General features: G+C 66.6%; 16 protein-coding genes and 1 tRNA gene. 11 read left to right on the plus strand and 6 right to left on the minus strand.

Annotated features, from left to right (window positions below; genetic code table 11):
- Window positions 1-101: 101 nt before the first annotated feature.
- Window positions 102-4,424, plus strand: a complete 4,323-nt coding sequence (locus MFF62_RS10195; RefSeq protein WP_238262749.1) for a response regulator — start codon at window positions 102-104, stop codon at window positions 4,422-4,424.
- A 241-nt stretch (window positions 4,425-4,665) separates the two neighbouring features.
- Here MFF62_RS10195 and MFF62_RS10200 read toward each other — a convergent pair whose 3' ends face one another.
- Window positions 4,666-5,085: a copper resistance protein CopQ gene (locus MFF62_RS10200; RefSeq protein ID WP_238262751.1), complete on the minus strand. Its 420-nt coding sequence runs from the start codon at window positions 5,083-5,085 to the stop codon at window positions 4,666-4,668.
- A gap of 411 nt (window positions 5,086-5,496) precedes the next feature.
- Window positions 5,497-6,198 (minus strand): CerR family C-terminal domain-containing protein, encoded by a 702-nt coding sequence (locus MFF62_RS10205; protein WP_238262753.1) that lies wholly within the window; start codon window positions 6,196-6,198, stop codon window positions 5,497-5,499.
- Between the two features lie 106 nt (window positions 6,199-6,304).
- Here MFF62_RS10205 and MFF62_RS10210 point away from each other — a divergent pair, with 106 nt between their 5' ends.
- The 3 genes from MFF62_RS10210 to MFF62_RS10220 are packed head-to-tail and all read left to right on the plus strand — an operon-like array spanning window position 6,305 to window position 10,525.
- Window positions 6,305-7,453: an HlyD family secretion protein gene (locus MFF62_RS10210; protein ID WP_238262755.1), complete on the plus strand. Its 1,149-nt coding sequence runs from the start codon at window positions 6,305-6,307 to the stop codon at window positions 7,451-7,453.
- A complete protein-coding gene (locus tag MFF62_RS10215; RefSeq protein ID WP_238262757.1) occupies window positions 7,446-9,050 on the plus strand; it encodes an MDR family MFS transporter in 1,605 nt (534 codons plus the stop codon). The genes MFF62_RS10210 and MFF62_RS10215 overlap by 8 nt, the downstream gene beginning before the upstream one ends.
- Window positions 9,051-9,052: 2 nt before the next feature.
- Window positions 9,053-10,525: an efflux transporter outer membrane subunit gene (locus MFF62_RS10220; RefSeq protein ID WP_238262758.1), complete on the plus strand. Its 1,473-nt coding sequence runs from the start codon at window positions 9,053-9,055 to the stop codon at window positions 10,523-10,525.
- A 19-nt stretch (window positions 10,526-10,544) separates the two neighbouring features.
- Here the strand turns inward: MFF62_RS10220 and MFF62_RS10225 are convergent, their stop codons facing one another.
- The gene (locus MFF62_RS10225; RefSeq protein WP_238262760.1) at window positions 10,545-11,969 is read right to left on the minus strand and encodes a DUF1254 domain-containing protein; all 1,425 of its coding nucleotides are present in this window, start codon (window positions 11,967-11,969) and stop codon (window positions 10,545-10,547) included.
- Window positions 11,970-12,262: 293 nt separating this feature from the next.
- On the opposite strand from MFF62_RS10225, the gene MFF62_RS10230 reads away from it, so the two are divergent.
- On the plus strand, window positions 12,263-13,129 hold the full coding sequence (locus MFF62_RS10230; RefSeq protein ID WP_238262762.1) for a mechanosensitive ion channel domain-containing protein: 867 nt from the start codon (window positions 12,263-12,265) through the stop codon (window positions 13,127-13,129).
- A gap of 49 nt (window positions 13,130-13,178) precedes the next feature.
- Window positions 13,179-14,807 (plus strand): phospholipase D family protein, encoded by a 1,629-nt coding sequence (locus MFF62_RS10235; protein WP_238262763.1) that lies wholly within the window; start codon window positions 13,179-13,181, stop codon window positions 14,805-14,807.
- Between the two features lie 22 nt (window positions 14,808-14,829).
- On the opposite strand, the gene MFF62_RS10240 is transcribed toward MFF62_RS10235, so the two are convergent.
- The gene (locus MFF62_RS10240) at window positions 14,830-15,231 is read right to left on the minus strand and encodes a hypothetical protein (protein WP_238262765.1); all 402 of its coding nucleotides are present in this window, start codon (window positions 15,229-15,231) and stop codon (window positions 14,830-14,832) included.
- A 232-nt stretch (window positions 15,232-15,463) separates the two neighbouring features.
- Here MFF62_RS10240 and MFF62_RS10245 point away from each other — a divergent pair, with 232 nt between their 5' ends.
- The gene (locus MFF62_RS10245; RefSeq protein ID WP_238262767.1) at window positions 15,464-15,742 is read left to right on the plus strand and encodes a DUF2917 domain-containing protein; all 279 of its coding nucleotides are present in this window, start codon (window positions 15,464-15,466) and stop codon (window positions 15,740-15,742) included.
- Here MFF62_RS10245 and MFF62_RS10250 read toward each other — a convergent pair.
- The gene (locus MFF62_RS10250; protein ID WP_238262769.1) at window positions 15,699-16,649 is read right to left on the minus strand and encodes a LysR substrate-binding domain-containing protein; all 951 of its coding nucleotides are present in this window, start codon (window positions 16,647-16,649) and stop codon (window positions 15,699-15,701) included. The genes MFF62_RS10245 and MFF62_RS10250 overlap by 44 nt on opposite strands.
- A 147-nt stretch (window positions 16,650-16,796) precedes the next feature.
- On the opposite strand from MFF62_RS10250, the gene MFF62_RS10255 reads away from it, so the two are divergent.
- Together MFF62_RS10255 and MFF62_RS10260 are read left to right on the plus strand one after the other, a co-directional pair.
- The gene (locus tag MFF62_RS10255; protein WP_404990722.1) at window positions 16,797-18,062 is read left to right on the plus strand and encodes an MFS transporter; all 1,266 of its coding nucleotides are present in this window, start codon (window positions 16,797-16,799) and stop codon (window positions 18,060-18,062) included.
- Between the two features lie 123 nt (window positions 18,063-18,185).
- A complete protein-coding gene (locus tag MFF62_RS10260) occupies window positions 18,186-18,701 on the plus strand; it encodes a hypothetical protein (RefSeq protein WP_238262771.1) in 516 nt (171 codons plus the stop codon).
- A gap of 25 nt (window positions 18,702-18,726) precedes the next feature.
- Here MFF62_RS10260 and MFF62_RS10265 read toward each other — a convergent pair whose 3' ends face one another.
- A complete protein-coding gene (locus MFF62_RS10265; RefSeq protein WP_238262773.1) occupies window positions 18,727-19,194 on the minus strand; it encodes a hypothetical protein in 468 nt (155 codons plus the stop codon).
- A 109-nt stretch (window positions 19,195-19,303) separates the two neighbouring features.
- On the opposite strand from MFF62_RS10265, the gene MFF62_RS10270 reads away from it, so the two are divergent.
- Complete coding sequence (locus tag MFF62_RS10270; protein WP_238262774.1) at window positions 19,304-20,881, plus strand: diguanylate cyclase domain-containing protein; 1,578 nt, start codon at window positions 19,304-19,306, stop codon at window positions 20,879-20,881.
- An 80-nt stretch (window positions 20,882-20,961) separates the two neighbouring features.
- Window positions 20,962-21,048: transfer RNA gene (locus tag MFF62_RS10275), tRNA-Leu, on the plus strand.
- The last annotated feature ends 1 nt before the right edge of the window (window position 21,049 follow it).

The following is a 21,049-nucleotide window of genomic DNA, read 5'->3' on the forward strand; positions in this document are numbered from 1 at the left end:
TGTAAATGCATCGCGTGTGAGCGGATGGATACAAATACGGGGTTGCCGGCAAAGGAGTACGCCGGCGAGAACGGCATGCCCGGTGAATCGGGGAGAGCGCAATGACGAATGCTGACGGTGGTCTGCCGTCGATGGAACGTGATGGGCAGATGCCCGGGTTTCTGGCTGGCGCCGGCGAGATGGCCGCGCTCATTCGTCGGTTCGACTGGAACACCACCGGGCTGGGGCCTGCCGAACATTGGCCGCAAAGCTTGAAGACGGCCATCCGGATTATGCTGACGTCGCGCCAGCCCATCTGGATCGGCTGGGGCAGTGACCTGCTGTTCTTCTACAACGACCCCTACAAGGCCATCATCGGCGGCAAGCACCCCGTGGCGCTGGGCCAGCCCACCGCCGAGGTATGGCGCGAGATCTGGCCCGAGATCGAGCCGCTGCTGGCAACGGCCATGGCCGGCGTAGAAGGAACGTTCGTCGAGCAGAAGCTGCTGATCATGGAGCGCAACGGGTATCCCGAGGAGACGTACTACACGTTCTCGTACAGCCCCGTTCCCGACGATCAAGGTGGCACGGGCGGCATGATCTGCGCCAATAGCGACGACACCGAACGCGTGGTGGCCGAGCGCCAACTGAACCTGCTGCGCGAGCTGGGGTCGTCCGTCACCCACGCGCGTAGCGGCGCCGAAGCCTGCCGACTCAGCGTGCAGGCGCTGCGCGCCAATCCCTACGACATCCCGTTTGCGCTGCTCTACCTTGGTGAGCGCGGCGCCGGCACGCTGCGGCTGGCCGGCACCGCCGGCATCGAAGCGGGGCACGTGGCGGCGCCACCGGAACTGGACGCCGGCGACCCCGCGTCGCCATGGCCAGCGGCCGACGCGCTGCGTACGGCAACGCCGATGCGGGTCGATGACCTGGCTGCGCGTTTCAACGTGCCGCTGCCCGGCGGTGCGTGGCAGATGGCGCCGCGCCAGGCCATGGTGCTGCCCGTGCTGCTGTCCGGCGAGAGTGCGCCGCGCGGCGTGCTGGTGCTGGGGTTGAATCCGTGCCGACTGCTGGCCGACCGCTATCGCGCCTTTCTCGATCTCGTGGTGGGGCAGATCAGCCAGGCCATCAGCTATGCGCTGGCTTATGAGGAAGAACGGCGGCGTGCCGAGGCGCTGGCCGAGATCGACCGCGCCAAGACCACGTTCTTCTCGAACATCAGCCATGAATTCCGCACGCCGCTGACGTTGATGCTGGGGCCGCTGGAAGAGATGCTGAACCGTGCCGATGCGCCGGAGGCCGACCGCGCGCTGGCGGAGATCGCACATCGAAACGGCTTGCGGCTTCTGAAGCTGGTCAATGCCCTGCTCGATTTCTCGCGCATCGAGGCGGGCCGGGTGCAGATGGCCGCGCAGCCCACCGATCTGGCCACGTTCACCACCGAGCTGGCGTCGGTATTCCGTTCGGCCATCGAATCGGCTGGCATGGTGCTGGACGTGCATTGCCCGCCGTTGCCGGTGCCGGTGGCCGTGGACCGCGACATGTGGGAAACGGTGGTGCTGAACCTGCTGTCGAACGCGTTCAAGTACACCCATGCGGGCCGTATCGCCGTGACGCTGGAAGAGCGCGCCACGGGCGAGGTGGAACTGTGCGTGGGCGATACCGGCATCGGTATCGCGCAGGAAGAACTGCCGCGCCTGTTTGAGCGGTTCCATCGCGTGGCCGGGGCGGTGGGGCGTTCCATCGAGGGGAGCGGCATCGGCCTGGCGATGGTGCAGGAACTGGTGCATCTGCACGGTGGACGGATCGAGGTGCAGAGCACGCCTGGCGAGGGCTCGCGCTTCCGCGTCGTGCTGCCGGCCAGTGCGCGGCTGGCCGTTGCGTCAACCGCGAGCCCGGCGGCCACCAGTGCGCGGGCGCTGGCCTACGTCGATGAAGCGCGGCGCTGGACGCCCGGTGCCGACGACATGCCGACGCCGTCGTCGGCCGAAGACATCCCACCGGCCGCCGTGGACGTGGACGCGGACGCGGTACGCGGCCGCCTGCTGGTGGTGGACGACAACGCGGATCTGCGCGACTACATGCAGCGCATCCTGCGTGCGGCCGGCCATCGTGTTGAGATCGCCGCCGATGGGGAGGAGGCGCTGGAGCTGGCGCGTCGCGGTGCACCGGACCTGATCGTCTCCGATGTGATGATGCCCCGCCTGGACGGCTTTGGCCTGCTGCGCGAAGTGCGCGCCGACGCTGCGCTGCGCCAGACGCCGGTGCTGCTGCTGTCGGCCCGTGCGGGCGAGGAGGCGCGCGTGAGCGGCCTGGCGTCGGGCGCCGACGACTACCTGATCAAGCCATTCAGCGCGCGCGAACTGCTGGCGCGCGTGGCCAGCAACCTGCGGCTGTCGCGCCTGCGCAGCAGGGCGCAGCAAGAACTGCGCGAGATGAACGATTCGCTCGAACGCCGCGTGACAGAAACCGTGGCGGACCGCGACCGGCTCTGGGACCTCAGCGAAGACCTGATGATGGTGACAAGCGCGGACGGCACGCTCGAACGCGTGAGTCCATCGTGGCAGCGCGCGCTGGGCCATGGCGGCGATGCGCTGATCGGCCGCTCGTGCCTGGCGCTCGTGCATCCTGAGGATCTGGTCAGCGTGACCGAGCAGATGCTGGTGCTGCGCCAGGAGGGCGCGCCAGTGCGCTACGAATGCCGCATGCTGTGCGCCGATGCCCGTGTGCGCTGGATGGCCTGGACGTTGTCCGTCGATCCCGCGAACGGGCGCATCCACGGCGTGGGGCGTGACGTGACTGGCGACAAGGAAGCGGCCGAAGCCCTGCGGCAGGCGGACGAGGCGCTGCGCATGGCGCAGAAGATGGAGTCCATCGGCAAGCTGACCGGTGGCGTGGCGCATGACTTCAACAACCTGCTGCAGGTAATTGGCGGCAACCTGCATCTGCTGTCGCGCGACGTGGCCGGCGACGACCGCTCCGAAGCCCGCGTGCGCAATGCGCTGGCGGGCGTGGCACGCGGCGCCAAGCTGGCGTCGCAGTTGCTGGCCTTCGGACGCCGGCAGCCGCTGGCGCCCAAGGTGGTGAACTTGGGCCGCTTCGTGCATGGGTTGGACGACATGTTGCGGCGCGCACTGGGCGATGGCATCGAGGTCGAGACCGTGATCGGCGCGGGGCTGTGGAATACGCTGGTCGATCCATTCCAGGTGGAGAACGCGCTGCTGAACCTGGCGATCAATGCGCGCGACGCCATGAACGGCCATGGCCGGCTGACCGTGGAGGCGTGCAATGCCGCGATCGACGACGCCTATGCGCGCCGCACCGCCGACGCCACGCCCGGCCAGTACGTGATGCTGGCTGTCACCGATACCGGCGCGGGCATGTCGCCGGAAATCCGGGACCAGGTGTTCGAACCCTTCTTCACCACCAAGCCCGAGGGGCAGGGCACCGGCCTGGGCCTGAGCATGGTCTATGGCTTCGTGCGGCAATCGGGTGGGCACGTGAACATCTATAGCGAAGTTGGCGTGGGTACCACGGTGCGGCTGTACCTGCCGCGCGCCGACGAGCCGGAGGACCTGGAAATCCAGGTGGATACCGGGCCGGTCGGCGGCGGCAGCGAGACCGTGCTGGTGGTGGAGGATGACGAGGATGTCCGAGCGACCGTGGTGGAGATGCTGGCCGGACTTGGATATCGCGTGCTGAAGGCGCGCGATGCCACCAGCGCGCTGGCCATCGTCGAGAGCGGCGTGCCCATCGACCTGCTGTTTAGCGATGTGGTGATGCCGGGGCCATTGCGCAGCACCGAGATGGCGCGCAAGGTACGTGAGCGCTTGCCGGGGATCACGGTGCTGTTCACGTCGGGCTACACCGATAACGCCGTGCTGCGCGGCGGCCGGCTCGATGCGGGCATCGAACTGCTGAGCAAGCCGTACACGCAAGAGGCGCTGGCGCGCAAGGTGCGGCAGATGCTGGCCAGCGGCGCCACGCCGTTGCCGGATGCATCCGTGTATCCGCTGCATGCGGTACAGGCGGCGCTGCCGGTAGCCGAGGTGCCTGACGGCGTGCCGGTTGCCGTGCCGCGTGGCCCGCGCGTGGTCTTCGTCGAGGACGACGATCTGGTGCGCGCCAGCACCGCCGAACTGATGAGGACGCTTGGCATGGAAGTGCTGGAGGCGCGTAACGATATCGAGGCCATGGCCGCGCTGCGCGGCGACGGGATCGATGTGCTGCTGACGGATGTGGGGTTGGGCGGCGTGTCGGGCGTGGATCTGGCGATCGATGCCTGCCGGCTGCTGCCGGCCTTGCGCGTGATCTTCCTGAGCGGCTACGACGTGGTGCTTACGCCCACGCAGCAGGCAGCCTTGCCGAATGCGGCGATGCTGCGCAAGCCGTATGCGCTGACGGATTTCATCGACCTGCTGCAGGCTCGCCAGGCCCAGAAGTAAAAAAGCAAAAAGCCAGGGGCCACCTTCGTGGTGGTCCCTGGCTTTTTTCAGGCGGTCTTCTTCAGACTGGCAATGCCGTGGCGACGAGGGCGGCGGCTGCGCCGCTGGCGGCAGTCAGTGCCAGCCATCCGCCCACGAGCAGGGCGCTGTTCCGGAAAGTCATGATGGGCTCCGTGGAGAGGGTCCGGAGCCCAGCCTGGGCTCCGGCTACTGTTGGTGAACCGCCTTCATCGGGCGGGAATCAGACGTTGGCGCCGTCGGTGTAGATGTCGGGGGTGCGGGCACCGTCGTAGAACGGGTTGCGCGGCTGGTTCACGCTGCGGGCGCCGTCGTAGTACGGGTCAACCTTGCGGGCGGGGCTGGCCGATACGCCAACCTTGTCCAGACCTGCCACGATGCGGGCACCGTCGGTGAACGGATCAGTCTTGCCAACCTTGGCGCCGTCGGTGTACGGGTCGGCCTTGCCAACACGTGCGCCTTCGGTGAACGGGTCGAACGTGCCTTGGCGTGCACCATCGGTGAAGGCGCTACGCTGGTCTTGCACGCGGTAGCTGTAACCGTAGACTTCGCCGGCCTTTTGCACGGCGGGGGCGGCTTGCACGGCACCGGTCACGAAAGCGGCTGCGAGGGCGGCGGCGGTAACGAAGGTCTTGGCGTTCATGATTTGCTCTCCTTGGCTTTGGCCGGGCGATCACTTATGTCGGATGCGCGGGGCCGGTACATCTGTTTCGATCAGGGTAACTTTCTTTTGCTGCTATCTACTGGTAGGTAGATTTGCTTTGCTAAAAAAAGAACCGTCTCCGGTTTCATTCACTTGCCTTGTATTGCGTGGACGTTGCTGCTGCGTCTTGCTGTCTGCTGCGTGCGTCGTCCATGGCTCGAATATTATCTACTACTAGATAGACAAGCAAGGACTTTTTGCAGAGCACAATCGTATAACCGCGTAATTCGGACGTTCACAGTCGCTGCGGATGGAAGCTGTGGCGCCCCAGATCCTTGAATTAAAAAGAAAAAAGACGCTGCCTATGGTGTTAGGATGGTCATTAGAGTGTTTGCTCTAATCGCTGAACGACTACCGATCGCGCGCTGCAACCAGCCCCAGGAGCAGGATACGCGTGTGTTCCTGCAACACATCCTGCACGCGCTGGGTCTCCGCTTCGCCGTAGCCGTCCCATTCGAGTGCCCGCAGCACGTGACGCCGCATCACCTTGAACGCCGCGATCTGGCTGTCGATGGCGACTGTGCGGATACGCGTGGTTTCGTCGGTCGCCGGGCGGCCGATCAGGCGCCCGATCAGCGCCGAGGTCAGCGCGAACAGCCGGCGATTGATGCCCGCGTCGATGCGCTCGAACGCCGTGGGCGGTCCCAGGCCGGCGCGCTCGCGCGCCATGAACTGGCGCCAGTGGTCGGTTTCCGGGCACTCATACAGGAAGTTGGCAAAGCGTGCCTGCAATGCCAGGTAGGCGTCGATCAGTTCCGCATCGGTCACATCGGCGCGGGCCAGCAGGGCTTCGCCGTCGGCCACCAGGTCTTGCACCACGGCCCAGGCGCGCTCGACGAAATAGTCGATACAGGCCAGGTACACGCCTTCCTTGTTGTCGAAGTAGTACTGCAGGGCCGGTGCGTTGACGCTGGCCTCGCGGGCGATGTCGCGTGTGGATGCGCCGTCGAAGCCATGTACGGCAAATAGCCGCATCGCTGCTTCGATGATGCGTGCGCGGGTTTCTTCGCCGCGCTGGTAGCCGCCCTCGGCTGCCGGCCTGTGTCGCGCCATGTTGCAGTTTCCCCTCCGTGGTGAACAGGCTGAAATATATCAGTTGACAGATTTATTCCAAGTGGAATAATTGCGCAGCTTTCCCGACTCTTACGCCTCGCGCCCCATGTCCGCCCCCCAATCCGACACCCTGCCCTCGCCGGCCGGCATTGCTCCGCAGTCTGTTCCCGCCACCCGCACCGCGCGCCGCCGCTCGATCCTGATCGGCCTGGGCGTGGCGCTGGCGCTACTTGCCCTGGCCTTCGGCGTGCGCTGGTGGCTGTATGGCCGCTTCATCGAAAGTACCGATGACGCGTACATCCAGGCCGACAGCGTGACGGTGGCGCCCAAGGTGAGCGGCTATGTGGCCGAGGTCTACGTGCGCGACAACCAGCAGGTGGCCGTGGGGCAGCAACTGGTGCGGCTCGACAATCGCCAGTACCAGGCCGCCAACGACGAAGCCCAGGCTAACGTCGCATCGCGACAGGCCGATGTGGCACGCGCCGATGCCGACCTGCAGCAGCAGAAGGCGCGCATCGCCCAGGCCGCCGCCGAGGTGGATGGTGCGCGGGCCAATGCCCGCTACGCGGCGTCGCAGGTGGAACGCTACGCGCCGCTGGTCAAGACGGGCGCCGAGACCGAGGAACGCACGTCCGAATTGCGCAATGCGCAGACCCGGGCATCGACCACGCTCGCGGCCAATGAAGCGGCGCTGCGTGTGGAGCAGAGCCAGACCGTGACGCTGCAGACCCGCCTGCAGCAGGCACGTGCCCAGTTGGAAGTGGCCGAAGCCAGCGCGCGCAAGGCGCAGCTGGACCTGGAAGACACCGTGGTGCGGGCCACCACGGCCGGCCGCGTGGCCGACAAGGGCGTGCGCGTGGGGCAGTTCGCGCAACCGGGCACGCGGCTGCTGACCGTGGTGCCGGTGCAGGACCTCTACCTGACCGCCAATTTCAAGGAAACGCAGGTGGGCCGCATGCGTCCCGGCCAGCCCGTGACACTGCATGTCGATGCGCTGTCGGGCGAGGAACTGCATGGCGTGGTGGATAGCCTGTCGCCGGGCACGGGCTCGCAGTTCGCGCTGCTGCCCGCGCAGAACGCCACCGGCAACTTCACCAAGATCGTGCAGCGCGTGCCGGTACGCATCCAGGTGGACGTACCCAACGCGGCGCGGCCGGTGCTGGTGCCGGGGCTGTCCGTCGCGGTCGAAGTGGATACCCGCGACATGAAGCCCGCACAGGCGCAGGCGCCCGCCAGCGGAGCCAGCCATGGCTGAGGCCGTGGCAACCAGCCCGGCAGCTTCCGCCGCACAACCCGCTGCACGGCAGCCGAACGCAACGGCGGCGGACTGGATCGCCGTGGCGGCGGGTTCGCTGGGCGCGCTGCTGGCCACGCTGGATATCTCGATCACCAACTCCGCGCTGCCGCAGATCCAGGGGCAGATCGGCGCGGCCGGCACCGAGGGCACGTGGGTCTCCACGGGCTACCTGATGGCCGAGATCGTGATCATCCCGCTCACAGCATGGCTGACGCGCGTGTTCGGGCTGCGGCGCTTCCTGATGTGGAACGCGCTGCTGTTCACGGCGTTCTCGATGATGTGCGGCATGTCGCATAGCCTGACCGAGATGGTGATCGGCCGGATCGGGCAGGGCTTTGCAGGCGGGGCGATGATCCCGACCGCGCAGACCATCGTGCGTACGCGCCTGCCGCGGCACCAGATGCCCATCGGCATGTCGATGTTCGGCCTGATCGTGCTGCTGGGGCCGTTGCTGGGGCCCGTGGTGGGCGGCTGGCTGGCTGAGAACATCAACTGGCGCTGGTGCTTCTTCCTGAACCTGCCGATCACGGCCGTGCTGGTGCCGCTGCTGTACTTCGGGCTCAAGGCCGAGCGCGCCGACATCGAGGCGTTCTTCAAGGCCGACTGGCTTGGCATCGTCGGCCTGGCCATCGGGCTCAGCTCGCTGACCGTGGTGCTGGAAGAAGGCCAGCGCGAGCAGTGGTTCGAGTCGCAATACATCGTGTACCTGTCGGCGCTGGCCGCCATCGGCCTGTCGATGATGCTGATCAGCCAGTTCACGGCGCAGCGGCCCATCGTGCGGTTGCGGCTGCTGCTCAACAAGAACTACGCGAGTGTGATCCTGATCGTCAGCGTGGTGGGGGCCGGCCTGTATGGCGTGTCGTACCTGCTGCCGCAGTTCCTGGCCACCATTGCCGGCTACAACGCCGAGCAGGCGGGCGGCATCATGCTGCTGTCTGGGCTGCCGGCGTTTCTGCTGATGCCGGTGCTGCCGCGCATACTCGGCAAGTTCGACAGCCGCTGGCTGGTCATCACGGGCCTGATCTGCTTCTTTGCCAGTTGCATGCTCGACATCAACCTGACCGTGGACAGCGTGGGGCATGACTTCACGGTGTCACAGATCCTGCGCGGGTTTGGGCAGATCCTGGCGATGATGCCGCTGAACCAGGCGTCGATGGCAGCCGTGGCCACGCACGAGGCTGGGGACGCCGCCGGGCTCTACAACATGGCGCGCAACCTGGGTGGATCGATTGGCCTGGCGCTGCTGGGCACGCTGATCGACCGCCGCAACGCGTACCACGACTCGGTCATCCGCGAATCGGTCACCGCCAACAGCAGCATCGGGCAGGAACACATGGCGTCGAGCATCAGCAGCTTCGTGGCCCAGGGCGGCGATTTCGCGCACGCCCAGTTGCAGGCCGTGGCCCAACTCAGCGGCGCAATCGCACGCCAGGCCGCCGTGATGACGTTCTCCGAAACCTTCTTTGCGCTCGGTATCGCGCTGCTGTGCTGCGTGCCGCTGGCGCTGCTGCTCAAGCCGCCCCGTCCGGGCGCACCCGTTTCCACCGGTCATTGATCATGTTCGCCATTTCACAAGCCCGGCTGCCACGCCTGCTGGCAACCGCCGCCGCACTGCTCGCCGCCGGATGCACCGTCGGTCCCGACTATCGCAGCGCCCCTGCCGTGGCGGCCAACGCCATCGACGCGGGCAACTTCCCGCATGCCCCGGCCGTGGCCGAGCCCGCCGTGCCGCGCGCCGCCGACTGGTGGCATGCGCTGGGCGACAGCCAGCTCGACGCCCTGATCGAGACTGCGCTCAAGGACAGCCCCGACATCGATGTGGCCAGGGCCCGTGTGCGCCAGGCGCGCGCCGGGCTGAACAGCAACAAGGCCAACCTGCTGCCCAAGGTCGGCTTTGACGCGGCCATGCTGCGCACGCGCTCGCCAGACTTGTCGGCGTTGTCCGGCGAAGGATCGTCTGGCGGCGGCCGCGGGCCGCTGTCGCTCTATATCGCAAGCTTCGACGCGAGCTGGGAAATCGATCTCTTTGGCGGCACGCGCCGATCCATCGAGGCGGCGTCGGCCGAAGCCGATGCGGCATCGGCCCAGCTTGCCGACGCGCACGTGCAACTGGCGGCCGAAGTGGCGCAAGCCTACATTGGCCTGCGCGAGCAGCAGGCCAGCCTGGCGCACCTGCTGGCGTCAGAGAAGCTTGAAGCCGACATGCTCGACCTGACGCAACAACGCCGCGCCCGGGGCGTGGCATCGCAACTGGAAGTGGAGCGTCTGCTGACGCAGGTCGACAACACGCGGGCGCAGATGTCGCCGGTGCAGGCCGGCATTGCCGAATCGTTCGACCAGCTCGCGCTGTTGACTGGCCGCGCGCCGGGCACGCTCGATGCCGAACTGACTACGTCCAAGCCGTTGCCCAACGTGCCGGAGACGGTGGCGGTGGGTGACCCCGCCGCGTTGCTGAAAGCGCGTCCCGATATCCGCGCGGCCGAACGCCGCCTGGCGTCGAGCACGGCGCAGATCGGCGTGCGCCGCGCCGACTGGTTTCCGAAGCTGTCGCTGCTGGGGTCGCTGGGCTTCAGCGCGATGGACCCGGGCCACCTCGTGCGCAAGGACAACGGCACGTGGCTTACACTGCCGCGCCTGCAATGGAACATTCTTGATTTCGGCCGCGTGGCAGCAGGTGTGGATAGCGCCGAAGGCGGCCGCGACGAAGCGGAAGCCAACTATCGCGGCACGGTGCTGAAGGCATTGCGCGATGCCGACGTGGCGCTGTCGCGCTACGGCCATCAGCGCGAGCACGTGGTGGTGTTGCGCCGAGTGGAAGCGTCGTCAGAGCGTGCCTCCACGCTGCAGCAGCAACGCTACCGTGCCGGCACGGCCAGCATGCTCGAATGGCTGGATGTGGAGCGCACCCGCGTGGTGGCCCAGCAGAACCGCATCTCCGGCGATGCGGACCTGCTCAAGGACTACGTGTCGCTGCAGAAGTCATTGGGACTGGGCTGGCAGACGGCAGCTGCCAGCCAGCCCGCATCCTGAACGCCAGCGGCTCAGGCCATCACTCCGAAGCCGCCGCCTTCACCATGGGCGGCTGCTGCCAGCTGCCGTTGGTCGCCTCGGGCTTCGGCAAGTACATGCGCAGCATCACGTAGAACGGGCCGGCGGGCGCCGGCAGCCAGTTCTGCCGCGCGTCGCCCGCCGGCGCATCGTGCTGGACATGCAGAGTGATGCCGCCATCGGCGTCGCGCTTCAGCGACTGCAGCATGCGTGAGTTGATCAGATACCGGTTGATCGGGTTGTCGACCAGCAGCTTCGACTTGCCGTCGTACATCGTGATCGACCAGAACGAGTTGGCCGGCGGCAGCGCATCCTTGCTGAAACGCAACGTGTAACGTGCCCCGTTGGTGCTGTTGAGTGGCTTGTTGTCCGCATCGGTGTAGTAGCCCGAGTACAGCGCCTCGGCCGCCGTGTTGCCGTAGATGCCAAGCGCCGCCCCGGCATACCGGTACAGGTAGTTGTTCTTCAGGGCGGCTCGCGATCCGAACAGGTCGCCGCTGCTCACCTTGCGCGTGCGCAACTGCGTCACCTGGAACGTCTGCAGTTCCTTCTTCGCGTCGGCAATGCCGGCTTCCATCGCCTGGCGGATCTCGGGTGTCAGCGCCTTTTCGTCGAAGGTCTTGCCCGGCCCCACGTCGATGGCCGCCAGCCGCTGCATCAGGGCAGTCTCGCCCGGGTCGGCCGGCGCCAGCCCCAGCATGAAGTTCAAGTAACGGAACAGCGCCGGGCTATCGGTCATGCCCGGTTGCGGCGCCGGCCAGTCGATCGACGGCTGCGCCGGCGGCGCCGGGCGCTTCAGGAAGGCCGACAGCGTTTGCACCCGGTAGCCCTTCTGGATCTGCTCCACGCGCGGCAGGTCGGCATCGTCGAACAGCTGCGTGCGATAGAGCGCGTAGGCGATGCGCGATTCGCTGCGCAGCACACGGTCGATGCCGGGCGGCGTAGCGCCCTGCCAGTCCGGGCCGACGATCATGAAGCGGCCGCCGCCATTGCCGGTCTCGCGCGTGCCCAGGTAGCCGAAGATCTGCGTGTAGATGTCGAGCATTTGTACCGAGTAATACCGGCTGGCTTCCACGGCGGGCAGTGTCAGCACCATGGGCTCCGCGCGCAGGTCCAGCCAGGCGAGTGAGTACGGCGTGTCCGCGTTGGGCGTGATGATGGCGGTGTCTTTCGGAGAAAACGTGCCGACGCTATGGCCAATCCGGTTGAGCGGCGCCTTGAAGTTCGGGTCGGTGTTGTCCAGCGCCTGGGCATGCAGCGTCTTGTACGACTCCACCACGGGATAGCCGTAGATATACGCCTCGCGGGCCAAGGCGCGCGCCTGGTCGGGCGAGGCGGTCATGGCGGTTGCTGCGCCGCAAGGCAGCGCCAGCACGGTGGCCCCGGCGCCAGCCATCAGCCAGCGGCGGCTGGTCTTCCACATCATTGTCGTTCTCCCTGGATATTGTCTTCACGTCATGTGCCGCCAGTGGCGCGGCGGCACGATTCTGCGCTGTCTTGACGATTCGGTTTTTGCTTTCGCGCAGAGTGTGCGGGTGCAGCATATGCAGGAGAAACGCCGACATCGGAACCGGACGAATTCCACTTTTGTGCACGCGGGGCGCCCCGCACACTGCCAAGTGGATAGAATCGCCGTGGGCATTCGACCTGCGGCGCCGGTTGCAACAATGTGTGACAGGCGGGTGGAGATCGGGATGCAGAACAACAGGCACAGCACCCATGCACTTCAACGCCAACGACAGCATCCTGGTCAACATCATCACCAGCATCGTGGTCATCCTGGCCGGCACGCTGGTGGTCAAGCTGATCAACCGGTTTTTCTCGGCACGGCTGCAGGCCGACAACCGGGGCAGCTATCGCGCCTGGACGGTGGCATCGCGCAACCTCGTGGCGGCGGTGGTCTTCCTGCTGTTGCTGGGCATCTGGGTGTCGGAGCTCAAGAGCGTGGCCATCTCGCTGGCGGCGTTCGCGGCGGCCTTGCTGCTGGTCGGCAAGGAACTGGTGATGTGCTTTCTGGGCGCGTTCATGCGCATGATCACGCGCCCGTTCCAGCTGGGCGACCTGGTGGAGATCGGCCCGTTCGGCGGCGAAGTCATAGACATGGACGTCATGTCCACCACGCTGGTGGAAGTGGCCGCTGCACGCCAGTACACGGGCTTCACGGTGCAGGTGCCGAACAGCATGCTGCTGACCACGGCCGTGCGCAACCATTCGCAGGCAGGGGCCTATACGCTAGACATGGTGCGCATTCCGCTGGCCGTGGGCGACGACCCCGAGGCGGTGGAAGCGCTGCTGATACAGGTGGCGCGCCGCGCGTGCGAGGGCTTCATGGAGGAAGCGGGCCGCACGCTGCGCCGGTATGGCGACATGCGCTTTGTCGATCTGTCGCAGTTCGAGCCGCGCGTGATCTTCGAACCGTTCGACGTGACGCGCTACGACGCCGTGGTGCGCTTTCCGGTGCCGGTCAGTGCGCGGCTGGCGGTGGCGCAGCAAATCGTGCGCGGCTACTACCGCGAGCGTGCCACGGCGGCGGCCAACGCTTCGCTTGCACCGGCCGACACCGACACTCCGCTGGCACAGCCATAGCCCCCGCGCCGGCCGTGCCGGCCCTGCCAGGACCATCGAGGAGACAAGCATGGCGCAGGCACTGAGTCGATGGTCCGTCGCGAGCATGGCGCCGCGCTGGCGCAGCATGCCGCTGGCGTGGATGGTGCTGGTGTCCTTCTGCCTGGCGCTGCTGGGCGGTTGCGCGAGCCTGCCCGCCAACGCCGGGCGCACGCCCACCTACGCGGCCACCGATACCGGCAATACGCTGCTGGCGCGGTCGCTGGCCCCGCGCCTGGCCCAGAATCCGGGCCAGTCGATCTTCTATCCGCTGGGCGCCGGGCCCGATGCGCTGACCGCGCGCATGGCGCTGGCGCGGGCGGCGCAGAAGACGCTGGACGTCCAGTACTACATCTACGACATCGACACCACGGGCAGCGCGCTGCTGGGCGAACTGATCGACGCCGCCGACCGTGGCGTGCGCGTGCGCATCCTGATGGACGACATCCATACGGCCAAGCAGGACAAGACCTGGGCCGCGCTCGATTCGCATCCCAATATCGAGGTGCGAATCTTCAACCCGTTTGCCAACCGCAAGGCGCGCTGGCTGGAGCTGGTGTGGGACTTCGGCCGGCTCAACCGGCGCATGCACAACAAGCAACTGACCGTCGACAACCTGGTGTCCATCATGGGCGGGCGCAATATCGGCGATGCCTACTTCGCGGCCAAGCCCGACATGGCTTTCAGCGATCTCGACGTGATGGTGGCGGGGCCGGTGGTGCCGGCCGCCAGCAAGGTCTTCGACGCCTACTGGAATAGCGACCTGGCGTATCCGGTGGCCACGCTGACGCCCGAAGGCAAGGAGGCGCCGGGTGAACTGCGGGCCTTCCGCAAGCAGATCGAGGCGCGCGGCGACATGGCGCGCGCCAGCCCGTTCGTGCAGGAACTGCTCGATTCCGGGCTGGCCAAGGGGATCGAGGTGGGCCACCTGCCCGGCTTCATGGGTCCGGCCAGCGTGATCGCCGACAAGCCCGACAAGGTCGAGGAGGACGAAGACGATCCGTCGACGCACGCCATTCCGCAGTTGCGCGCCATGATGGACAAGGCGCGGACCGAACTGGTGCTGGTGTCGCCATACTTCGTGCTCGACGACGAGAACGAGAAGTGGCTGACGAACATGGTCAAGCGCGGCGTGAAGGTGCGTGTGCTCACCAATTCGTTCGCGGCCACCGACGTGGCGGCCGTGCATGCGGGCTACGCGCCGCGCCGCAAGAGCCTGCTGCGGTCCGGCATCGAACTGTGGGAACTGAAGCCTACGGTGGGCAACGCCGAACTGATGCGCGGCCGCGCGTCGAAGAGCCGCATGTTCGCGTCGAGCCGTGCCAGCCTGCATGCCAAGGCCTATGTGGTTGACCGCCAGCAGTTGTTCATCGGCTCGATGAACCTGGACCCGCGATCGATCAAGCTCAATACCGAGATGGGCGTGGTACTGCAGAGCCCGGCGCTGGCGAAGCAGCTGGTGGAGGATATGGACCGGCGGCTGCCGGAGATTGCCTACCACGTGCAGTTGAAGAAGGGCGAGAACGGCTCGGAATCGCTGACGTGGACCACCCGCGACAGCGGCAAGGAAACCACCTACGACAGCGAGCCCGACATGAATGTGTGGCAGCACATGGGCATCGGCGTGCTGCAGATCCTGCCGGTGGAAGACCAGCTATAGCGCTGGCGGGATCAGGTGCTGCCTAGGCGTCCGGCGCGGCAGCATCGAGGTTGCGGGGCTGCAGCAGTTGCAGCAGATACTCCTGCAGTCGCGACAGTTCCAGCGCGATACCGCCCGGAAACCCCTGCCGGCCGCCGCGCTCGTCGATCAGCAGCGCAGCCACGAAGGCCGACACTGCCGACGCATTGCCCAACGCGGCCAGCTGGTTGCCAATGCGCGGGTAGGCGTAGAACAGTTCCAGCGGACGGAATTCGCGCGGCAACTGGGCCAGCCACCGCAGCGCCACGGGCGTGAGCGACAGGTTGATCCGGTCCGGCGGCTGCCGCATTTCGCTCCAGTCGGCCTGCACCGATGCGGACGGGTCGCCGTCCAGTACCTTCTTGGCTTCTTCGACCGTGACGAATTCGAACGATAGGGGATCCATGGTGGTGGCTCGGTATAGGGCGTGAGGCGGACGGCTCACCCGCGCAGGGTCAGATTTCGCGCCGTCGCCATGTTAACGGACGCCGTTCAGGAATATGTAGCGATTACCTTTCAGTCCCTTGTTTTCAGTCCCAATCAGCCAGGTCGTCCCAAATCTCATGGCAGGTTGCCGGAACGCTCATGGCAGGCGCGCGTCGGTTTGCCAGACTTGCACCATGAACTGGAGCGTTGCCATGACCTGGGATCTGTTGATCGAATCGGACTGCGTACCCGTGACTTTGCGCGCGGGCGCCAGTGTGACCTGCCACGCCGGGCGGCTTTGGATCACCGTGGAAAGCCGGCACGCCATGCCATCGGCCGATATCGTGCTGGCGCCCGGGCAGCAATGCCACGTGGCGGAAGACGGCATCTACTTTCTCAGTGCGCTGAGGGGCGTGGGACGGGGCAGTGGCGCAGCGCAATGCCGTATCACGCCGGCCGGCCATCAGCGGCTGGTGCTGCGCCCGATCTGACGCGCTCCACGCGCGCCGCCTCCTCGGCAATCCACTCGGCCACATGACGTACATCCTCGCGCGGCGCGTCGGTGGCGTGGATCAGCCAGTACGCATTGGGGCTGGGCATGGCGGCGCCGGCCGTGGTCACCACGTTGAGCTGGCCGCCTTCGATCAGCCGCTGGATCAGTTCCAGCCGGCCCAGCGCCACGCCTTGTCCCGCCAGCGCGGCATGAATCACCTGGTCGTACTGGTTGAAACGCAGGATGCCGCGCCGGCTGGCCTGCTGGTACCCGTGGGCGCTGAGCCAGTTGCGCCAGTGCAGCCACGGCCGGGGGTCATCGAATTCGAGCAGCGGCAACTCGGCCAGCGCTTCGGCCGACGCCACGCGCGTGGCGCCCAGCGACGGATTGGCCACGGGCGCGATGGTCTCGTCGAACAGGTGGATCGCGTGCGGCGGCGCCACCGATGCCGGGCAGTAGCGGATGGCCAGGTCGATGCCGTCGGCGCGCAGGTCGCTGATGCGATTGTCGGCCGACAGCCGCACATCGAGCCGGGGATGCCGGTGCTGCAGACTGCCCAGCCGTGGCAACAACCACAAGCCGGCCACGCCAATGCTGGCGGTGACCGTCACCGGATGCCGGCCATCGCGCTTGCGCAACTCGGCGGCCACATCCTGCAACTGCTGTACCGCGCCATCGGCACTGCGGAACAGCCGTTCGCCTTCAGGTGTGAAGGCCACGCCACGATGCTGGCGCACGAACAGCTGTACCTGCAATTGCTCTTCCAGCGCGCGGATCTGGCGGCTGACGGCCGACTGGGTCAGGCACAGGTCGTCGGCCGCCTGCGTGATGCTCATGCGCCGGCCCACGGCCACGAAGCCTTTCAGCAGATCGAGCGGGAACAGCCGGACGAGCGGGACGGACATGGCAGCACCTCTTTGGGGGTGACGCCATTACAGCACGGCTGGCAGACGCTTGCCATGCGCGTTGGGAATACCAGAACGCCCAAAAACTCGGTTGAACGGCACGCTGTCTTCGCATGAAATGGAGCCATTTCCGCCAGGGAGTCCACCATGACCGATCGCCAGCCTTCTCATGCCGTCAGCGCATTGCAGCCGCCTGCCGTGCCGGTCTGGTGGCGCAATACCGCGTTCCTGTTGCTGGCCGCCGGGCTCGTGATGGGCCTGGCGCTCGGCGTGCGCCACGTGCAGGGGTTGTTTCTGCTGCCGGTGATCGCCGAGCGCGGCTGGACGCGCGAGTCGTTCGGCTTTGCGATGGCCGTGCAGAACCTGGTGTGGGGCATTGCGCAACCGTTCACGGGCATGGTGGCCGACCGCTTCGGCTCGTGGAAGGTCATGCTTGGCGGGCTGGTGCTGTACGCGGCGGGACTGTGGGGCATGGCGCTGGCGCCAAGCTCGCTGACCTTCGTCGTGGCGGCGGGCGTCTTTGTCGGCATCGCGCAGTCGGGTACCACGTTCGGTGTGGTCTATGGCGCGCTGAGCCGCATGGTGCCCCCCGATCAGCGCAGCCGGGTGCTGGGCATTGCCGGCGCGCTCGGGGGCATCGGCCAGTTCCTGATGGTGCCGTCGGCCCAGGCGCTGCTTTCCGTAGCTGGATGGCATCTGGCGCTGATGGTGTTCGCGGTGGCGGCCTTGCTGCTGCTGCCGTTCGCGCTGCCGTTCCAGGACCGGCCCACGGGCGGTGACGCGGCGGGCGCCCAGACGTCGATGCGCGGCGCCATTGGCGAGGCGTTCCGCCATTCCGGATTCTGGCTGCTGAACCTCGGCTTCCTGGCCTGCGGCTTCCAGCTTGCGTTTATCGCCAACCACCTGCCGGCGTACCTGCGCGACCAGGGCATGCAGCCGGCCAGCGCGATGATTGCGCTGGCCATCATCGCGCTGGCCAATATCGGCGGCACCTATGCGTTCGGCTGGCTGGGCGGCCGCCATGTGAAGAAGTACCTGCTGGCCGGCATCTACCTGGCGCGCGCGTCGGCCATGGCGCTGTTCGTGCTGCTGCCGCTGAGCCCGTTCACCTTGTACGCGTTTGCGGCGGTGATGGGCTTCCTGTGGCTGGGCACCGTACCGCTAACCAGCGGCATCGTTTCACAGGTGTTTGGCGTGCGCTACATCACCACGCTGTTCGGCTTCGTTTTCTTCGGCCACCAGCTTGGGTCGTTCCTGGGCGTGTGGCTGGGCGGGCTGGTGTTCGAACTAACGCATTCCTATGATCTGGTATGGATGGGTGCGATGGCGCTGGGCGTGATCGCGGCGGCATTGCATTGGCCCATCGACGACCGCGAGATCGTGCGCGTGCCATGGCAAGGGGTGCGGCCCTGAGCAGCGGCATGGAATAAACGGCTGGCCTGGCGTGTTTACGCATCAGGCGGGCTACGTGTCGGGCGCGGGAGGTGGAGTATGCTTGGCACGAAGTCCTGCCTTTGCCGATTCTCGGAGATTGCCATGCCGTTTCGATTCCCCGTCCGGGTGGGCGCCATCGCGGCCGCCCTTGCGCTTGCCGCGTGCGCGTCGTTGCAGCCGGTGGAGACCGGACAGAAGCTGATAGGCAGCCCGCAGGCAGCGGTGCAGCAGACCTTCGGCACCCCCACCGATACCTTCCAGATGGCCAATGGCACCCAGCGCTGGATCTATTCCAAGCAGCCCTATGGCTACGAGATCTACGTGGCCGACTTCGATGCCGGTGGCAAGCTGGCCAGCTTCCGGCAGACGCTGACCGAAAACGAGATCTATGCCGCGCGGCCGGGGCAGTGGACCAAGAAGGACGTGCTGGAGCGCTGGGGCAAGCCGCGTGAGCCGATCCAGTACTACGCGCTGATGAAGCGCGAGGCGTGGTCGTACCGGATGTATCTGCCCGGTTATGTGCCGGCGCACTTCAGTGCCTACTTCGACGACAACGGCGTGCTGGACCGCACGATGATCATCCAGGATTCGCGCGGTGGCGATCGCAGCCGCAAGTAGGCGCGGTCCTCAAAAACCCAGAGCCTCAGAGCTTCTGCACCGCCGCCAGCCTGAAGATCTTGGCCCAGCGATTGGCGGCATCGCTGTTCGGGACGGGAATCACCCAGGCCGGCTGCCGCGCGTCCCGCAGCGTCACGTTCACGTACCAGCGGCCCTGACGGGCCTCGGGCTGCGCGCTGTCGATGTCCGCGAAGATCAGCACCTGTCGCTGGCCATGCATTTCGAGCACGCCGTTCTTGCGTTCCGCATCGATCCGGAGGCTGCCCCAGTCACCACGCAGCGCCAGGATGCGCTCGCCCTTGACGCGTCGTCCGTGGATCGCGCGATAGCGGCGCAGCCACGCCACGAAGCAGGCGGTCAGCACCGCCAGCACCACGATCACGGCAGCGGCGCCGGCCAGCATGCCGGCCATGGCGGTCACCGCCTGATATAGCCGGACCATTCCGTAGACAAAGGCGGCAAGCACCGCCAGGCCAAGCAGGATAAAGGGCACGTACAGGTTTCTCCAAATGTTGGCGCGGACCCCACGGTCTTATAATGGTTCGCCCCCGCACGGTGCATTCAGCAGCGGCAGGGTTGCCATCCGGTTCGGCCCACCTTCGATGCCATCGTATCCTCTCGTCCTTTGCCTGACCATTGCCGTGGTATGCAGCGTGGGTATGGCCGTCGCGGCCTGGCCCCGGCGTGACGATCCTACCGTGCGCGCCTTCCTTGTGCTGGCGGGCGGCGTGGCCATCTGGAGCGGCGGACGGCTGCTGGAAATCAGCGAGACCGGACTGGCTGGCCGCATCTTCTGGGCCAAGTTCCAGTATGCAGGTATCGTGGCCGTGCCCATCGGCTGGCTGGTGGCGATGGTCCACCTGAGCCGCCCGCGCTTTGTCGTGCCGTGGTCGTTGCTGTGCGTGCCGGTCTTCGCGGCCGTGCTCACGCTGGCACTGGTGTTCACCAATGAACGCCATCACCTGATCTGGACCTCGATCGAACTGATGCCGCCCGGTGTGTCGCCAGGCGCGGTGTTTCGCCATGGCGTCGGCTACACGGTGGTGGCGGCGTGGACGTATGCCATGCTGGGGCTCAGCATGTATTTCCTGGCCACGGCCGAGGTGCCGAACGCGGCGTTGTCCACGCGCGGCCGGGCCGTGCTGATGGGCGGGCTGATGCTGCCGCTGGTGACGCATATCGCCTACCTCTACCGCTGGACGGGTCCGCTTGGCGGCGACCTGACCCCGGCCACGTTCTCGCTGATGACGCTGCTGGTCTGGTTCTGCGCGCTGCGCACGCACCTGGACGACACGGGCCATTACGCCCGGCTGCGAGTGTTCGACACGATCCGCGAAGGCTGCGTGATCCTGGGCGCCGACGGGCGCGTGGTGGAACTGAATCCCGCCGCCCGGCGGCTGGTGCCCGAACTGCGCCGTGGCCAGTTGCCGCCGGTGCTCTGGAACCACGCGCTGAACGACCCGGCCGAGGCCACGCCCGCGATTCCCGACGGGGCCGGATACGAACTGACGCTGGAGCCGGTGCGTCGCATGGACGGCAAGCAGATCGGTCTGCTGGTGTTCATGCGCGACATCAGCCGCTACCAGTCGCGCGAGCAGGCGCTGGCCACGCAGCTTGGCGAAGCGGCCGAGCGCCTGTCGCGCGTGCAGGCCGACCTCGATATCGATGCGCTGACCCGGATTCCGAACCGGCGCTACTTCCAGCGCGAATCGCATGCCGCCGTGGCCCGCGCCCATGAACGTGGCACGGAGATCGGCCTGCTGATCCTCGATGTCGACCTGTTCAAGCAGTACAACGACCTCTATGGCCACCCGCGCGGCGACGAATGCCTGCGGCAGGTTGCGGCCGCGCTGACCGCCGCGCTGCACGGCGGGCAATTCTGCGCCCGGCTAGGCGGCGAGGAATTCGCCGTGGTCCTGCCTGATTCGTCGGGCGACGAAACGCGTGCCATTGCGCGCCGCATGGTGGCGGCGGTGCGCGACCTGGGCATTCCGCATAACGGCACACCGGTGCAGCCGTACGTGACGATCAGCGTCGGCGCGGTCTGCGCAGTGCCGGAAGCCGCGCGCCTGGAGCCGCTGCTGCACCGTGCGGACAGCGCGATGTACCGCGCCAAACGCGCCGGCCGTAATCGCTACGTGGTCGACGGCAGCGTCTATCTTGGCGTGCAGAGCAATTGATGCGAAAAAGGGGTTGCAAATTACCGAACCTTCTGTAGAATTCGCGGCTGCGCGTCGCAGCAGCAATGCAGCGAAACGAAGCCCAGATGGCGGAATTGGTAGACGCACTAGGTTCAGGTCCTAGCGGTGGCAACACTGTGGAGGTTCGAGTCCTCTTCTGGGCACCAA

This window comes from Cupriavidus pauculus, assembly GCF_022179805.1.
GTDB lineage: Bacteria > Pseudomonadota > Gammaproteobacteria > Burkholderiales > Burkholderiaceae > Cupriavidus > Cupriavidus pauculus_E.

What these genes read in the sequence shown, in the direction of transcription:
- MFF62_RS10235 (WP_238262763.1), top strand. Translation starts at nt 13,179, where the DNA reads ATGGCGCAGGCACTGAGTCGATGGTCCGTCGCGAGCATGGCGCCGCGC.
- MFF62_RS10225 (WP_238262760.1), bottom strand. Translation starts at nt 11,969, where the DNA reads ATGATGTGGAAGACCAGCCGCCGCTGGCTGATGGCTGGCGCCGGGGCC.
- MFF62_RS10200 (WP_238262751.1), bottom strand. Translation starts at nt 5,085, where the DNA reads ATGAACGCCAAGACCTTCGTTACCGCCGCCGCCCTCGCAGCCGCTTTC.
- MFF62_RS10255 (WP_404990722.1), top strand. Translation starts at nt 16,797, where the DNA reads ATGACCGATCGCCAGCCTTCTCATGCCGTCAGCGCATTGCAGCCGCCT.
- MFF62_RS10270 (WP_238262774.1), top strand. Translation starts at nt 19,304, where the DNA reads ATGCCATCGTATCCTCTCGTCCTTTGCCTGACCATTGCCGTGGTATGC.
- MFF62_RS10210 (WP_238262755.1), top strand. Translation starts at nt 6,305, where the DNA reads ATGTCCGCCCCCCAATCCGACACCCTGCCCTCGCCGGCCGGCATTGCT.
- MFF62_RS10240 (WP_238262765.1), bottom strand. Translation starts at nt 15,231, where the DNA reads ATGGATCCCCTATCGTTCGAATTCGTCACGGTCGAAGAAGCCAAGAAG.
- MFF62_RS10195 (WP_238262749.1), top strand. Translation starts at nt 102, where the DNA reads ATGACGAATGCTGACGGTGGTCTGCCGTCGATGGAACGTGATGGGCAG.
- MFF62_RS10230 (WP_238262762.1), top strand. Translation starts at nt 12,263, where the DNA reads ATGCACTTCAACGCCAACGACAGCATCCTGGTCAACATCATCACCAGC.
- MFF62_RS10215 (WP_238262757.1), top strand. Translation starts at nt 7,446, where the DNA reads ATGGCTGAGGCCGTGGCAACCAGCCCGGCAGCTTCCGCCGCACAACCC.
- MFF62_RS10250 (WP_238262769.1), bottom strand. Translation starts at nt 16,649, where the DNA reads ATGTCCGTCCCGCTCGTCCGGCTGTTCCCGCTCGATCTGCTGAAAGGC.
- MFF62_RS10205 (WP_238262753.1), bottom strand. Translation starts at nt 6,198, where the DNA reads ATGGCGCGACACAGGCCGGCAGCCGAGGGCGGCTACCAGCGCGGCGAA.
- MFF62_RS10260 (WP_238262771.1), top strand. Translation starts at nt 18,186, where the DNA reads ATGCCGTTTCGATTCCCCGTCCGGGTGGGCGCCATCGCGGCCGCCCTT.
- MFF62_RS10245 (WP_238262767.1), top strand. Translation starts at nt 15,464, where the DNA reads ATGACCTGGGATCTGTTGATCGAATCGGACTGCGTACCCGTGACTTTG.
- MFF62_RS10220 (WP_238262758.1), top strand. Translation starts at nt 9,053, where the DNA reads ATGTTCGCCATTTCACAAGCCCGGCTGCCACGCCTGCTGGCAACCGCC.